Here is a 14,014-nt window from a genome sequence, read left to right as displayed (position 1 = left end):
ACGAATTGCGTTTGCCTTGATCGCTGCGGCCTACTGGCTGACGCTCTGGCTGCCTTCGCTGCCCGGTACCTGGCTGCTCAAGGTCGCGCCCATGCTGATTGCCGCCTGGACGATCGCCCGCGTTCTGTCGCCCTCGGCCGCGCTGCCCCTGACGATCGGGTTCATTGCCGCCGCGTTCGGCGATTTCTTTCTCGCCTCCAGCCGTCTGGATCTTCTTCTTCTACGGCCTGGGCTCCTTTCTGATCACCCAGATCGCCTACAGCATTGCCTTCTTCAGCCACCGTCATGACACGCTCGATCGCTGGCCCTGGTGGCTGCCGGTCGTTTTCTTCGGCGCTGTCATATTGGCCTGGATGATGCCGTCGCTTGGCCAGAACCTCTTGCCCGTGACCTTCTACGTGACGGCCCTGACGCTGATGGCCATTGCCGCCAGCGGCGTGGGCGCGCGCCCGGGTCGCATTTTCATCGGCGCGCTGTTGTTCGTGGTTTCCGATGCGCTGATCGGAATCAAGCGCTTTGTCGCCGACTTTCCGTTTTCCGTTCAGACCATCATCGCCACCTACATGATCGCCCAGCTCCTGATCTTCACCGGCGTTCTCGAACGCCTGCCGCGGCGCTCGGGGGATTCCAGCCGATGACAGACCGGCAGCAGCGCTTCCTCAGACAGCGGGTCGGCCTGCTTGCCGGCCCGCTGGCCTTTGTCCTCATGCTGGTGCTGCCGGGGCCGGAAAACCTTGCACCCGAGGCCTGGCGAGTAGCCGCCGTGGCCGTGCTGATGATCACCTGGTGGATCAGCGAAGCGCTGCCGATTCCGGCCACGGCCCTGCTGCCCATCGTCCTGTTTCCGCTGCTGGGTGTGACCGATATCGCCGGCGCGACCACGCCCTTTGCCAACCCACTGATCTATCTGTTCCTGGGCGGTTTCATCATCGCCCTGGGCATGGAGCGCTCCGGCCTGCACCGGCGCATGGCACTGGCGATCATTCGCCGCGTCGGCACTCGTCCGCAGGCCATCATCGCCGGCTTCATGAGCGCGGCCGCTTTTTTGAGCATGTGGGTATCCAACTCGGCCACGGCGATGATGATGCTGCCCATTGCGCTGTCGATCATCGCCATGGCCGAGCATGGCGGGCCGCAAGCCGGAGACGAGAACGGCCGCTTCGGGCTTGTACTGCTGCTGGCGCTGGCCTACGCCTGCAATATCGGCGGCCTGGGCACCCTGATCGGCACCCCGCCCAACGCGCTGCTGGCCGGCTATCTGCTTGAAAACCATGGCATCCGCATCGGCTTTGCCCAGTGGCTTCTGATCGGCCTGCCGCTGGTAATTACCGGCCTGCCGATCGTCTTTGTGCTGCTCACCCGCGTCGTCTATCCGCTGCGCCTCACCGAGCTGCCTGGCGGTCAGGCGATCATCGATGCCGAGCTCTCTCATTCCGGCCCCATGGACCGCGCCCAGCGCCAGGTTGCGATCATCTTTGCGCTGACGGCCATGCTCTGGATCACCCGCCCGCTGATCGACACCTGGCTGCCGGGGCTGTCTGACACCGGCATTGCCGTCTTCGGCGGCCTGCTGCTGTTTGCCTGGCCCGTCGACTGGCGCCGCTGGCAGTTTCTGCTGACCTGGGACGACGCTGCCCGCCTGCCCTGGGACGTTCTGATCCTGTTCGGCGGCGGGCTGAGTCTGGCCGCCGGCATCAGCGATTCGGGCCTGGCCGGCTGGATTGGCTCGGCTTTCGCCGGTCTCGAGGGCGTGCATGCCCTGTTCTTGATCATGCTGGCGGTCACGTTCACCATTTTTCTGACCGAGGTGACCAGCAATACCGCCACAGCGGCTGCTTTTTTGCCCATCCTGGCCTCAGTGGCTCTGGGCATGGGCCTCGATCCGATGATCCTGACTGTGCCGGCTGCCGTCGCCGCCAGTTGCGCCTTCATGCTGCCGGTGGCCACCCCGCCCAACGCCGTGGTCTACGGCAGCGGCCGGATCGGCATCCCGCAGATGGCGCGCGCCGGCCTGGTGATCAACCTGGTCATGATCGGCCTCATCACCGGCATGATGTATCTACTGCTCGGTGCGGTTTTCGGCGTCCGAATGCTTCCCGGCTGAACCCCGGACGCTGGCCACTGTCATTGCTTTTGTTCGCCCGCCATGGCGGGCGGCACGCAACCAACGAATCACACGGGGAAAAACTCAATGAATGGACTCCAGAAGGCCGCCGTGGCCACTGCCCTGATGGCTACGGGCACCCTGCCGCTCATGGCCGACACTGCCAGCGAGCCCGACGCCAGGCTGGGCGAATGGGGTATCGCCACTGCCAACATCAGCCAGTCGGTCGAGCCGGGCGATGACTTCTTCACCTGGGTCAACGCCGGCTGGCTGGAATCGACCGAGATTCCGCCCGGTTTTTCGCGCTGGGGGGCGTTCAACGAGCTGCGCATCCTCTCCGAGGAGCGCGTCGACGAGATCATCAGCGACCTGGGCGACAACCAGCCGCAGCCGGGCAGTCCCTCGCAGCAGGTCGGTGACCTCTACGCCAGCTACATGAATACCGACCGGGTCGAAGCGCTCGGCCTCGACCCGATCCGCGAGAACCTGGATGAGCTGCTCGCCATCGATTCGCGCGAAGCGGCCGCCCGCTGGATGGGCCGCCCGGGCACCGGATCCATTGTCGCCGCCTTCGTGACGCTGGACCAGGGCAATCCGAAGCGTTACCTGACCCATCTCTATCAAAGCGGCCTGGGCCTGCCCGATCGTGAATACTACACCCGCGAAGGCGAGCCTTTTCCGGCCCACCGCCAGGCTTACCGGAACTACATCGCCGCGACCTTCGAGCGCGCCGGTGTCGAAAACGCCGATGCTCGCGCCGATGCCGTACTGGCGCTGGAGATGAAGCTGGCCAAAAATCACTGGACCCGCGTCGAAGCGCGCGATCGCCAGGCCAACTACAACCTGATGACACCAGCGGAACTGGCCGAGCAGGCGCAGGGATTTCCCTGGCAGGCGTTTCTGGCCGAACGCGGCCTGGATGACATCGGCGAAATGGTGGTCGCGACCAATACCGCCATCTACGCCAACAGCCAAGTCTTTTCCGAAACGCCGGCAGAGGACTGGGCGTCATGGCACGCCTTCCACTGGATCAACAACCACGCCCCGCTGCTTTCAAGCGAGTACCAGCAGGCCCATTTCGAGCTCTATGACAAACGCTTGGGCGGCGTGGAGGAACAGCGTGAGCGCGACAAGCGCGGCATCAATTTCGTCAGCTCCCGGCTGGGCGAACTGGTCGGCCAGGTCTACGTCAAGCGTCATTTCCCGCCCGACTATCGCGAGCAGATGATGGAGCTGGTCGAGTATCTGCGCCGCGCCTTTGCCGAGCGTCTGGACACCCTGGCCTGGATGGACGATGAGACCCGCAAGGAAGCCCATCGCAAGCTCGAGGCCTTTCTGCCCAAGATCGGCTATCCGGAGAAGTGGCGCGACTATTCCGACGTCGCCATCGGGGCTGGCGACCTGATCGGCAACAGCCATCGTCTCGGCGAATGGTCCTGGAACGATCAGCTTGCCAAGCTCGATGAGCCGGTGCGCGAATGGGAATGGGGCATGACGCCGCAGACGGTCAACGCCTACTACTCTTCGACGCGCAACGAGATCGTCTTTCCTGCCGCCATTCTGCAGCCGCCATTCTTCGACCCCAATGCCGACCCGGCAGTCAACTTCGGCGCCATCGGCGCGGTCATCGGCCACGAAATGGGCCACGGCTTCGATGACCAGGGTTCCAAGTCGGACGCCGACGGCGTGCTGCGTAACTGGTGGACGGACAACTCGCGCAAACAGTTCGAGCAGCGAACGGGCAAGCTCGTCGAACAGTACAACGGCTTCGAACCCATCGAAGGCATGAACATCAACGGTGAGCTGACGCTTGGCGAGAACATCGGCGACCTGGGCGGCCTGTCGATCGCCCATCACGCCTACAAGATGTACCTTGACGATCACTCCGACGGCAAGGCGCCCGTGCTCGACGGCTTCACCGGCGACCAGCGCTTCTTCATGGCCTGGGCTCAGGTCTGGCGCAACCTCTGGGCAAGCGAGGAGTCGCTGCGCAATCGCCTGATCAACGACCCGCACAGCCCGGCCGAGTATCGCGTCAACGGCATCGTGCGTAATCTCGATACCTGGTACGAAGCCTTCGACATCGGCCCAGACGCCGAACTTTACCTGGCGCCGGAAGACCGCGTGAGTATCTGGTAGCCAATAAAGAAAAGCAGGCGGCGGGCCTGCCCCGCCGCCTTCAATAGGCCTACTGCACCAGATCCCAGTACGGATAAGCGCTGAAACGCTCGGATAACAGCTCGACCAACGCGCTTACCTTGGTAGACAGATGTCGGTGTCGCGGGTAGAGGGCGCTCAAAGTGATGTCGGTTGGCGGGTAGTCGACGAGGAGAGTGCGTAATTCGCCGGTCTGCAGCGCCTCGCCAGCAATAAAGGTAGGCAGCATCGCAATGCCCTGGTGATTGATCGCGGCGTCGCGCAGGGGCTCGGCGTTGTTGGCTGACATGACGCATTGGATAGCATAGGCCTGTTGGCCGTCTGGCCCGTTCAGTCGCCATTTGCTTCCGGAGTCCAGATAGCCGTAGTGCAGGCAGCGATGGCCGGTGAGCTCGGCTGGCGTAGCAGGCTCGCCCTGGCGCTGCAGATAGGTCGGAGAGGCGCAAAGCACGCGCTTGACGGTCACCAACTCCCGAGTCACAAGACTGGTGGTGGCCTGCGGCTCGCCAACGCGAAGCGTGACGTCGAAACCTTCCTCTATTGGATCGACGAAACGATCGTTGAGTATGAGCTCGACATGAACTTCGGGATACAGCGCCATGTACTCGGCAATGACGCGCGATAGATGCAGCGTGCCGAACGACATCGGTGCATTGACGCGCAACGTGCCTGTGGGTTTGCCCTGCAAAGACCTCACGGCCGACCAGGCCTCGTCGAGATCGCTCAAGAGCTGGCGCGCACGATCATAAAAAGCGAGCCCCGTATCGGTCGGTGTAACCTGGCGCGTGCTGCGCAGCAGCAGCTGCGCACCGAGCTCACGCTCGAGATTGATGACGGCCCGATTGACCACCGATCGCGACAGGCCCATCTCGCGCGCGGCTGCGGCAAAACCACCTGCCTCGACGACGCGAATGAACGCCCGCATGCCCTCGAACTTATTCATAGGTCCACCGATTGTCGCTATTTTAGCGACAGTATGTGGCTAAATGATCGTATTGTATCTGATACAGAGCCAAGTCAGTATATTGTCATCAGCAAACGGCGCAATCAAGCGGAGATCATCATGTTGACAATACGTCATGCACAGGAACGGGGCCGGGCCAGTTTTGGCTGGCTCGATAGCCGTCACACCTTCTCGTTCGGCCACTATTACGACCCCCGATTCATGGGTTTCGGCCCGCTGCGCGTTATCAACGAAGACCGGGTACAGCCGGGTCGGGGTTTCGATACCCACGGCCACAAGGACATGGAAATCATCTCCTATGTGCTGGACGGGGAAATGGCCCACAAGGACAGCATGGGAAACGGCTCAGTGATGCGGCCCGGCGATGTGCAGCGCATGTCGGCCGGCACCGGCGTGCGCCACAGTGAATACAACGCATCGACGACCGATCCGCTGCATTTTCTGCAAATCTGGATCATCCCCGAACGCAACGGCATGCAGCCCGGTTACGAGCAAAAACACTTCACCGAGGCCGACAAGCGCGGACAGTTGCGCCTGATCGGCTCACGCGACGGCCGCGAGGGCTCGGTAACCATTCACCAGGATGTCGATCTGTATGCGGCGGTGCTTGATGAGGCCGACAGCGTAACCTGGCGGCTGGTCGAAGGCCGCAAGGGCTGGCTGCAGGTCGCGCGCGGCGAAGTACAGCTTGACGATCGGCCGCTTGCCGCCGGCGACGGGGTCGCGCTTGAAGGGCCAAGCGCCATCACCATGACCGGCCGGGCCGCAGAGATTCTGGCTTTCGATATGGCCTGATCTGGTGACCGGCTGCACCCGCCCCTCAACCACATCAAACGACCCGCCATCCATTTGAATCGACAACAACCAAGGAGCATTAAAATGAATGTCATTTTCCAGACTTGGCAGCCACGAATCCTGAGCCTGCTTCGAGCAGTGACCGGCTTTTTGTTCATGCTGCACGGAAGCACAAAATACTCGGATACCCGGGCGAGCAGAGAGGCTCCTTCGAGCTGTTCACGCTCAGCGGGACTGCCGGCGCGCTCGAACTGGTGGGCGGCTTTCTGATTCTGATTGGACTGTTTACCCGGCCAACCGCCTTCGTGCTATCAGGCCTGATGGCGTTTGCTTATTTCCTGGCGCATACCCCGCAGGGTTTCTGGCCGCTGCTGAACGGTGGTGAACTGGCAGCCCTGTACTCCTTCGTGTTCCTGTACCTGTTTGCAGCCGGCGGCGGCGAATGGAGCCTGGACCATCTGCGCGCCAAATCATGACCGTGCGCTAAAAGATGTGAACCCGGGTGACGCCGGCCGGTCTGATGCGGCCGGCGATCCCCGCTTGCAAGTCAGTTGAACCACGTTACCAATTTAGGAGTCACCTAGATGAAACTCACAACCACCCTGACACTCGCTTCGACACTACTCATTGCCGCATGCGCGACGTCGCAGCGGCAAGGTGACCGGCCAGCGGCATCGAGCGCGGCTGTGCCAGTGACTCATGAATACGTATGCGAAAGCGGCACGACAATCATCGCTTCCTACCCCGACACGGATTCAGCCACGGTGGACTATCAAGATACGACCTATCGCATGCAGATCGCTGTGTCGGCCAGCGGCGCCCGCTACGTGGGCGGCGGCCTGGAGTGGTGGACAAAGGGTTCAGGGCCGGGCTCCCAGGGCACGCTTTACCGGCACAGCGCCGACGGCACGTCGGGCAAGACGCTTGAGTCCTGCGCGGCAAGTGAGCCTGGATCGTAAAGTCCGTCCGTGAGCTCTAAAGAACCAACAGGAATATCCGTTTTTTTTGCAGAGGTAAATCAGATGATGAAACTGACCATTGTTCTCACCAGCACGCGCCCGGGCCGGGTCGGCAAGACCGTTGCCGACTGGTTCCACGACCATGCCCGGGCCAACCCCGCCGGGTTCGAGATCGGATTCGTTGATTTGCAGGAGCTCAACCTGCCGCTGCTGGATGAGCCCAATCACCCTGTCATGCAGCGATACGAGCACGAGCACACACGGCGCTGGTCGAAGATCGTGGATAGCTCGGATGCCTTCATCTTCGTGCTGCCGGAATACAACTACACCGCGCCGCCGTCGTTCATCAACGCGGTCGATTACCTGTACAAGGAATGGAATTACAAGCCGGCCGGCTTCGTGAGCTATGGCGGCGTCTCGGGCGGTATTCGTTCGACCGAAACGGCCAAACACCTTCTGACCACCGTGGAAATGGTGCCCATCAAGCAACAGGTGATGATCCCCATGGTTGCCAGCCACCTCGAGGATGGCACCTTCGTGCCAGCAGATTTGCACGAAAAAAGCGCGCAGACCATGCTCGAGGCCATGGCGCGCTGGGCCAGGGCACTGAAAACCATGCGCTGACTCAGCGAGCTGGCAACCCGTCGGCAGCTTGCCGCACCAGCGCCCAGGCGGCCTCGACATGGCGGCGCTCCACGCGCGTCTGGCCGGGCACGATTCTGAGTGCATAACGGCTGCCAAGCCGGGTGTGGGTCAGATAGAGCTTGCCGCTGTCCTGGATCCGGGCCAGCAAGCGCTGGTTGGCCTCTTCGATGGCCTGCTCGTCGTCCATACCGGCCGGCAGCCAGCGAAAGCACACGCAGTTGAGCGGCGCTGGCGCCAGCCGCTCGAAGGCCGGATCGGCATCGATCATCTCCGCCAGCCACTGGCCGTACTCGATATGACGGCGCAGCATGGCCTGCAGGCCGCTGCGGCCGAAGCTGCGCATCACGAACCACAGCTTGAGCGCGCGCATGCGCCGCCCGAGCTGGATGCCCCAGTCGCGATAGTTGCGCACCTTGTCGTCAACCCGGGTCCTGAGATATTCGGGCTGGATTTCGAAGGTGCGGACCAATGATTCGGCGTCGCGCACGTAGTAGGCGGTGCAGTCGAAGTTGGTCGCCATCCACTTGTGCGGATTGACCACGAAAGAATCGACGTGCTCGGCCGAGCCGAGCATCCAGCGAAACTCCGGCAGCAGCAGCACCGTGCCCGCATAGGCCGCATCCACGTGCAGCCACAGGCCCTGCTCGCTGCAGATCTTGCCGATGGCGTCGATCGGATCGATCGCCGTCGAGCTGGTCGTGCCGAGCGCGGCGACCACGCACAGCGGCGTGATGCCTTCGGCGCGATCGGCGGCAATGCGTTCGGCAAGCGCCTGAGGCTGCATGGCGAGCTCATCGTCGACGGGAATCTTGCGCAGCGCCGCCGAGCCGAAGCCGGCGATGCGGACATCCTTCTCGATAGAGGAATGCGCCTCGGCCGAGCTGTAAACGGCAAAGCGCTGTCCGGAAAAACCCTGACGGTTGATCTGAAACCCGGTGGCGCGTTCGCGCGCGCTCAAGAGCGCACACAGCGTCGCGGTCGAGGCCGTGTCCTGGATGACGCCCTCGAACTCGCCCGGCAGGCCCAGCCAGTCGCGCAGCCACTCCATCACCCGCCCTTCCAGCTCCGCGGCCGCCGGTGAGGTCTCCCAGCTCATGCATTGCGCCCCCAGGGTGGCGGTCAGCATCTCGGCCAGTACGGAAGGGTGCGAACTGTTGGCCGGAAAATAGCCCATGAACATCGGGTGTTGCCAGTGCGTCATCCCCGGCAGGATGGTCGCGCGAAAATCGGCCAGAATCGCGTCCATGCCCTCGCCCTGCTCCGGCCCGGAGGTCGGCAGTTCGGCGGCAATATCTCCCGGCGAGACCCGCGCCCTGACCGGCTGTTGCTCGATGGTTTCCAGGTAGTCGGCCATCCAGTCGACCAGTTCGTGAGCGTGACGACGAAATTCGCTGCTGTCCATTCTTTGCACTTCAGGTATGGGAGCTCGGTTCAGGCGACCGTGCAGCGGCCCGACGCCACCACGGGTGCCTGGCCAGACGCGGCTGGCCGGTGCGCAGATAGTGTACAGCGTCAGGGTCGACAGCCACGGCCCAGATCAGCTCGGCCGAGCGCGGTGTGCCGCAGAAAAGGATGCGGTCGCCCATCGCCAGCGGTTCATCCTCGTCGGGCAGCAGAATCGTTCGATCTTCACGCAGGATCATCAGAACCAGGGCAGCCATCTTCTTGCGGCGGTTGCGGGGGTCGAGCGTCAACATGCCGACCGTGAACGTGTGGCCGGCATCGATGACTTCGGCCAGCGGCGGCGTTCGCTTTTCGCTGACGCGGCTGGACCAGAACTGCAGGCGCTCGTCGCCGAGGCGCGCGCGAATCTGCGCGAGACAGTGCTCGTTCCAGCGCTCGTCATGCTCGAGCACTCGATCAACAAACGCCGGCACTATTGTCGCCTCCAGCACCGGTCGCACGGCTGATGCCACAATGCCGCTGACCGAGCAGACCAGATGACTGCCGGCTTCGGCAAAGAGCTGACGGTTGTGCAGGTGATTTTCACGCGCGATGACGAGCAGGTCGGGGTTGATCATCAGCGCAGTCATGATGGTCGAGAGGTTTTCCGCGTCGCTGGCGTGCGCGGCGACAAGACCGGTTGCCTGTGCCACGCCAGCGCGCTCGAGCACCGGCGCCTCGGAGCTGGGGCCGAGAACACTGCCTGAAGGCCCGTCGCGCTCATCGCTTTCCTCGGCGACGATACGCGTTTGCACCCCACAGCGGTGCAGTTCATCTGCAAGCAGACGTCCAAAGTCATCCTGCCCACAAACCAGCCAGGTGCCGTCGAGCCGGTCGGGGTCGTGATCCCACCGCTGGCGCTGCCCGGCCTCGGAAAGACGCGCGTAGAGCTGACTGGTTTGCGGACGGGTGATGGCCAGAGTGGCCCGGCGCGAAAACTCCTCGGCCGGCCGGATGACGAAACCGGTGTCGAAGGAGGCCAGGTTGCGCGCCGTTCGGCTGGAGTCGGCGCGGGCAACCACCTGGACCTTCTGATTGAGCAGGCGACCGGCCAGCGCAATCTTCAGATTGGTCTCGTCGCTGTCGGTCAGCGCCAGCAGGCCGGCGCACCAGCGGCTCTGCAGCCCGGCCTTGAGCAGGTTGGCGGGCACCGAGGCGTCCAGATGAAAGCCCGGCACGAGGGTCTCGTAATCACGCAGCTGCAGCTCGCGGATCGCCTCCTGGGAGCGATCCACCACCACCACGCGACGCCCGCTTCTGACCAGGTTGTCGACCAGCATGCCGCCAGCACCACCGTAGCCGCATACCAGGTAAAAAGGCGAGCCAATGGCGCGAATCATGCGTTCGAGCCGACGGCGCAGCAGGGCCTCGTGAAACGCGTCATCGCGCACCAGCCCGACCAGGCTGCCAATGGCGAACAGCCAGGCAAAGACGGTCATGTAGATGCACACCACCGTCCACATCCGCTGGGCTTCGCTGAAGGCCATGGGCAGTTCGCCAAAGCCGATGGTGCTGCCGGTGTAGCTGACCACATAGAAGGCGTGCAGAAAACTCATCCGCCAGGGCTCACCGCTGGCGTCCTGGCCGGGCACCAGGGTGTAGCCAAGGATGGCAATACCGTAGACTGCCACCAGCGCCACCAAGGGCAGGCGCATGCGCTGGAAAAGCAGAGACAGCGGCGTGTTCACAACGCGTGGCGCACGTCGGCTAGATCCGGAAGCGGCTGGTCTCGATCAGCACTACCGCCACCGACACCAGGTTGGCCAGCAGCGCACCGCCCGAGAGCGAAACCACCGACGCCATGATGGCCGGCGTCAGACCCGCATCGTTGATGTGCACGCCCACCGCCCAGACGGCGGCTGCGGCCAGCAGCTGCAGATCGGCCACCAGGCTGGAAGCCAGCAGCACCGCGCCGATATGCGTGCGCTCGCCGAGTTTCATCACCGTCGCGATCAAACTGACGATGATGGCCGCAAACAGCTCATAGGCGTTGTGGTGGGCCGGGTTGTCCATCTCGCCGATGAAGAACCCGAAGTTGATCGTCAGCGCCAGCAGAATGAAGAACGCAAATACGATTTTTTCAAGATTCATGCTCGGCCCCCGGCCCTTTGGCAGATCCAGCCTGCACGTTAGCGAACCTGCGTCGGAGCGTCAATTGCTACTCCTTTCCGGAGCGCCAGATCGAAAACAGCAGCCACACGCCGCCGATGGCGGCACCGATAAAGCCGAGGGTTCCGAAGATCGTCAGGCTGGTCGAGTCACTCGCGCCCTGCACGTTCATCACGATGGCCGAGCCGATGATGAGCGCGGCAGTAACAATGCCGAGCGTCAGCCGGCTGGCCGCCTGGTCAAGCTGGTTGCTCACCTCCTTGAGCGCGCGAATATCGACATGTACCTGAATCCGGCCCCGGCTGGCATTGCGCAACAGGCGGCTGAGATCGGCCGGCAGGTCGCCCAGCAGCCGGAGCGTCTGGAACATGCTTCGGCGCATGCGCCGCGCCAGGTTGATCGGCGCATAGTGGCGACGCAGCACTTCCTCGATGATCGGCGCGGCCTCGCCGGCCATGTCGAATTCCGGGTCGAGTCGCCGACCCATGCCTTCCAGAGTGATGAAGGCCTTGAGCATCAGCACCAGATCCGGCGGCAGCACCAGATCGTGCTCGCGCAGTACGCCAGTGATATCCCCGATCATCGCGGTGAGATCAAGCTGCTCGAGCGGCACACCGTGATAGTGGTCGATGAACTCCTCGACGTCCTCGTAGAGCTCGGTGTCGTCGACATCACCATCCTCGCTCCACTCCACGAGAATGCTTGCGGCCGTTTCGGCATCGCGCGAGACCAGGCCGTAGAGCAGTTCGGCAACTTCGTGGCGGCGCTGCTCCGACAGCCGCCCGACCATGCCGAAATCAATCAGGCCGATGCGGTTGTCGGACAAGTAGATGATATTGCCCGGATGCGGGTCGGCGTGAAAGAACCCCTGATCGAGAATCATCAGTAGAATCGCATGAGTCCCGCGCTGGGCAATCAGGTGGGTATCCAGACCGGCGGCGCGAACCGCCTCGACGTCGCGCCCGGGAATCCCTTCCAGGCAGGTCTGGACATTGAGGCGCTCGCTGCTGTATTCCCACCAGGTTTCGGGCACCACAATGCCCGAATCCGGCTCCAGGGATTCGGCAATGCGCTCGGCGTTGCGGCACTCGGCCTGAAAGTCGAGTTCCAGGCGCAACGAGCGCGCAAACTGGCGCACCAGCAGGCGCGGACGATAATGCCGCAGTTCGCTGGTTTCCGACTCCAGTCCGTCGGCCAGACGCTGCAGCAGGCGCAGATCTGCCTCGATGGTCTTGCGGATGCCGGGACGCCGGACCTTGAGCACCACCGCCGTGCCATCGTCAAGCCAGGCCCGATGAACCTGTGCCAGAGAAGCCGCAGCCAGTGGCTCTTGCTCCACCCGGGCGAAAACCTCCTCCGGCGGCGCACCGAGATCCTCGGTCAGCTGGGCCTGGATCTGTTCCCACTCGACGGCCGGGGCATGATCCTGGAGTTTGCCGAATTCCTCGAGCCATTCCGGACTGAACAGGTCCACGCGGGTGGCCAGTATCTGGCCGAGCTTGACGAAGGTCGGGCCCAGCTCTTCGAGCACCCGGCGGACACGCTCGGCCGGCTTGAGCTCGGCCTGCTCTTCGCCTTCTTTCCAGTGAAGAACCTTGCCGGCCCGCTTCAAGGCCCCGGCCATGCCGATGCGCTGAACGACATCCCCGAACCCGTAGCGAATCAGAACCGATGCAATATCCTGCATGCGGCCGATATCCCGTGCTGCACTCAATGCCTGCCAGAACATCCGTCAATCTCGTCTGAATGAGCAAACAGTGTACCGCGATGATACAAAGCCGCCGAGCGGGCGGGGTAGAATCAACGCCATGCGATCACTCACCCGGCTGTTGCTGCTTGGCGTCTCGGCACTCATACTCTCTGGCTGCGCGTCCACGCCACCCAAGCGCCAGGACAATCTCTGCGAGATCTTCGAGCAGGAGCCGGGCTGGTATGACAAGGCCCATGCCAGTGAGCGGCGCTGGGGCATTCCGATTTCGATCCAGATGGCGATCGTGCAGCGCGAATCCTCGTTCCGGGCCCGCGCCCGACCCGAAAGAACGCGGCTGCTTGGTTTCATTCCATGGCGGCGCCCTTCTTCAGCCGCGGGTTATGCGCAAGCCCAGAATCCTGCCTGGAAGGAATATCTCGAGCTGACCGGCCGCTCAGGCTGGTTCACCCGCCGCTCGAACATGGGCGACGCGCTCGATTTCATCGGCTGGTACAACTACACCACCCATCAGCGCCTGGGCATTCCACGCGACGACGCCTATAGCCTCTATATCGCCTACCATCAGGGGCGAACCGGCTACAAGAGCGGCGCCTGGCGCAGCAAGCCGAAAGTCAAGCAGACCGCCCGCCAGGTGGCCGCAAGCGCCGAGCGCTACGCCCGTCAGCTGCCGGCCTGCGAAAACCGATTCCGCTGCGCGGCCTGGTGGAAGTTCTGGCCATTCTGCCGCTGAAACACGACTACGTAGAGCCACCCGCCGAGCGCGCCGGGCAGGCTGATCAGCACCAGGCCCGTCCATGTGCGCGCCGCAGCAATCACCGTGCCCGGCAGCATCACCTCCATCACCAGCAGCGCCACTGCCGGGGCAGCCAACCCGGCCAGCGCGTGAAGCGGGATTGACCGCTTCGGCCAGCGGCGCGCCAGGCCGCCTGCTACTGGCAAAGCCAGCAGCAAACCGGCAGCAACGATCATGGCCCACAGCGGGGCAATGTTAGCCCAAAGCACTAATGTCCCCTTTCCACAAAGTTAAAGTGTCCCCTTTTTGTTCTGACAAGGAGCGGGGCCATGGATCGGGAGACGATTGCCATGAGTCACAGGGAGTTGGATCGGGTGGGTGTCATCCGGAAGGT

At 63.2% G+C, this 14,014-nt stretch carries 15 protein-coding genes; 8 read left to right on the top strand and 7 right to left on the bottom strand.

Annotation, left to right across the window (positions count from 1 at the left end):
- Positions 1 to 30: 30 nt before the first annotated feature.
- On the bottom strand, positions 31 to 165 hold the full coding sequence (locus tag ACEWQ0_RS06235) for a hypothetical protein (RefSeq protein ID WP_476484849.1): 135 nt from the start codon (positions 163 to 165) through the stop codon (positions 31 to 33).
- On the opposite strand from ACEWQ0_RS06235, the gene ACEWQ0_RS06230 reads away from it, so the two are divergent.
- The 3 genes from ACEWQ0_RS06230 (at position 165) to ACEWQ0_RS06220 (ending at position 4,243) form a co-directional block, all read left to right on the top strand.
- Positions 165 to 638 carry a lysoplasmalogenase gene (locus ACEWQ0_RS06230; protein WP_476484848.1) on the top strand — a complete coding sequence of 158 codons (474 nt, stop codon included), beginning with the start codon at positions 165 to 167 and terminating at the stop codon, positions 636 to 638. The genes ACEWQ0_RS06235 and ACEWQ0_RS06230 overlap by 1 nt on opposite strands.
- A complete protein-coding gene (locus ACEWQ0_RS06225) occupies positions 635 to 2,104 on the top strand; it encodes an SLC13 family permease (protein ID WP_476483058.1) in 1,470 nt (489 codons plus the stop codon). Before ACEWQ0_RS06230 ends, ACEWQ0_RS06225 begins: the two co-directional genes overlap by 4 nt.
- 87 nt (positions 2,105 to 2,191) lie before the next feature.
- Positions 2,192 to 4,243, top strand: a complete 2,052-nt coding sequence (locus tag ACEWQ0_RS06220; protein ID WP_476484847.1) for a M13 family metallopeptidase — start codon at positions 2,192 to 2,194, stop codon at positions 4,241 to 4,243.
- Between the two features lie 49 nt (positions 4,244 to 4,292).
- On the opposite strand, the gene ACEWQ0_RS06215 is transcribed toward ACEWQ0_RS06220, so the two are convergent.
- Positions 4,293 to 5,204 (bottom strand): LysR family transcriptional regulator, encoded by a 912-nt coding sequence (locus ACEWQ0_RS06215; RefSeq protein ID WP_476484846.1) that lies wholly within the window; start codon positions 5,202 to 5,204, stop codon positions 4,293 to 4,295.
- Positions 5,205 to 5,324: 120 nt separating this feature from the next.
- Between ACEWQ0_RS06215 and ACEWQ0_RS06210 the strand changes: the two genes are divergently transcribed.
- The 4 genes from ACEWQ0_RS06210 to ACEWQ0_RS06195 all read left to right on the top strand — a co-directional run bounded on the left by ACEWQ0_RS06210 (position 5,325) and on the right by ACEWQ0_RS06195 (position 7,603).
- Positions 5,325 to 6,020: a pirin family protein gene (locus ACEWQ0_RS06210; RefSeq protein ID WP_476484845.1), complete on the top strand. Its 696-nt coding sequence runs from the start codon at positions 5,325 to 5,327 to the stop codon at positions 6,018 to 6,020.
- A 104-nt stretch (positions 6,021 to 6,124) separates the two neighbouring features.
- Positions 6,125 to 6,496, top strand: coding sequence for a DoxX family protein (locus tag ACEWQ0_RS06205; RefSeq protein ID WP_476483054.1), 372 nt, complete (start codon positions 6,125 to 6,127; stop codon positions 6,494 to 6,496).
- 108 nt (positions 6,497 to 6,604) lie between these two features.
- Positions 6,605 to 6,979 (top strand): MliC family protein, encoded by a 375-nt coding sequence (locus tag ACEWQ0_RS06200; RefSeq protein WP_476484844.1) that lies wholly within the window; start codon positions 6,605 to 6,607, stop codon positions 6,977 to 6,979.
- Positions 6,980 to 7,042: 63 nt separating this feature from the next.
- Positions 7,043 to 7,603, top strand: a complete 561-nt coding sequence (locus tag ACEWQ0_RS06195; protein WP_476483052.1) for an NADPH-dependent FMN reductase — start codon at positions 7,043 to 7,045, stop codon at positions 7,601 to 7,603.
- Position 7,604: 1 nt separating this feature from the next.
- Here ACEWQ0_RS06195 and ACEWQ0_RS06190 read toward each other — a convergent pair whose 3' ends face one another.
- From ACEWQ0_RS06190 to ACEWQ0_RS06175, 4 genes are all read right to left on the bottom strand, one after another.
- Positions 7,605 to 9,026 carry a pyridoxal phosphate-dependent decarboxylase family protein gene (locus ACEWQ0_RS06190; protein WP_476484843.1) on the bottom strand — a complete coding sequence of 474 codons (1,422 nt, stop codon included), beginning with the start codon at positions 9,024 to 9,026 and terminating at the stop codon, positions 7,605 to 7,607.
- Between the two features lie 10 nt (positions 9,027 to 9,036).
- Complete coding sequence (locus tag ACEWQ0_RS06185; protein ID WP_476483050.1) at positions 9,037 to 10,722, bottom strand: NAD-binding protein; 1,686 nt, start codon at positions 10,720 to 10,722, stop codon at positions 9,037 to 9,039.
- A gap of 52 nt (positions 10,723 to 10,774) precedes the next feature.
- Positions 10,775 to 11,158 (bottom strand): DUF6394 family protein, encoded by a 384-nt coding sequence (locus ACEWQ0_RS06180; protein ID WP_476483049.1) that lies wholly within the window; start codon positions 11,156 to 11,158, stop codon positions 10,775 to 10,777.
- A gap of 67 nt (positions 11,159 to 11,225) precedes the next feature.
- On the bottom strand, positions 11,226 to 12,863 hold the full coding sequence (locus tag ACEWQ0_RS06175) for an ABC1 kinase family protein (RefSeq protein WP_476484842.1): 1,638 nt from the start codon (positions 12,861 to 12,863) through the stop codon (positions 11,226 to 11,228).
- Positions 12,864 to 12,984: 121 nt separating this feature from the next.
- Between ACEWQ0_RS06175 and ACEWQ0_RS06170 the strand changes: the two genes are divergently transcribed.
- Positions 12,985 to 13,617: a transglycosylase SLT domain-containing protein gene (locus ACEWQ0_RS06170; RefSeq protein ID WP_476483047.1), complete on the top strand. Its 633-nt coding sequence runs from the start codon at positions 12,985 to 12,987 to the stop codon at positions 13,615 to 13,617.
- Here the strand turns inward: ACEWQ0_RS06170 and ACEWQ0_RS06165 are convergent.
- Entirely contained in the window at positions 13,548 to 13,856 is a 309-nt protein-coding gene (locus ACEWQ0_RS06165; RefSeq protein ID WP_476484841.1) for a hypothetical protein, read from the bottom strand. The two genes, ACEWQ0_RS06170 and ACEWQ0_RS06165, sit on opposite strands and share 70 nt — an antisense overlap.
- Positions 13,857 to 14,014 lie beyond the last annotated feature (158 nt).

This window comes from Wenzhouxiangella sp. YN9 (assembly GCF_056324165.1).
Note: the sequence above shows the minus strand (reverse complement) of the source record. Positions and strands in the feature narration are given on the sequence as shown.

Excerpts from the sequence above, each read along its gene's own strand:
- ACEWQ0_RS06175 (WP_476484842.1), bottom strand. The coding sequence starts at position 12,863 with ATGCAGGATATTGCATCGGTTCTGATTCGCTACGGGTTCGGGGATGTC.
- ACEWQ0_RS06210 (WP_476484845.1), top strand. The coding sequence starts at position 5,325 with ATGTTGACAATACGTCATGCACAGGAACGGGGCCGGGCCAGTTTTGGC.
- ACEWQ0_RS06195 (WP_476483052.1), top strand. The coding sequence starts at position 7,043 with ATGATGAAACTGACCATTGTTCTCACCAGCACGCGCCCGGGCCGGGTC.
- ACEWQ0_RS06215 (WP_476484846.1), bottom strand. The coding sequence starts at position 5,204 with ATGAATAAGTTCGAGGGCATGCGGGCGTTCATTCGCGTCGTCGAGGCA.
- ACEWQ0_RS06180 (WP_476483049.1), bottom strand. The coding sequence starts at position 11,158 with ATGAATCTTGAAAAAATCGTATTTGCGTTCTTCATTCTGCTGGCGCTG.
- ACEWQ0_RS06200 (WP_476484844.1), top strand. The coding sequence starts at position 6,605 with ATGAAACTCACAACCACCCTGACACTCGCTTCGACACTACTCATTGCC.
- ACEWQ0_RS06190 (WP_476484843.1), bottom strand. The coding sequence starts at position 9,026 with ATGGACAGCAGCGAATTTCGTCGTCACGCTCACGAACTGGTCGACTGG.
- ACEWQ0_RS06185 (WP_476483050.1), bottom strand. The coding sequence starts at position 10,722 with ATGCGCCTGCCCTTGGTGGCGCTGGTGGCAGTCTACGGTATTGCCATC.
- ACEWQ0_RS06220 (WP_476484847.1), top strand. The coding sequence starts at position 2,192 with ATGAATGGACTCCAGAAGGCCGCCGTGGCCACTGCCCTGATGGCTACG.
- ACEWQ0_RS06225 (WP_476483058.1), top strand. The coding sequence starts at position 635 with ATGACAGACCGGCAGCAGCGCTTCCTCAGACAGCGGGTCGGCCTGCTT.
- ACEWQ0_RS06165 (WP_476484841.1), bottom strand. The coding sequence starts at position 13,856 with ATGATCGTTGCTGCCGGTTTGCTGCTGGCTTTGCCAGTAGCAGGCGGC.
- ACEWQ0_RS06235 (WP_476484849.1), bottom strand. The coding sequence starts at position 165 with ATGAACCCGATCGTCAGGGGCAGCGCGGCCGAGGGCGACAGAACGCGG.
- ACEWQ0_RS06170 (WP_476483047.1), top strand. The coding sequence starts at position 12,985 with ATGCGATCACTCACCCGGCTGTTGCTGCTTGGCGTCTCGGCACTCATA.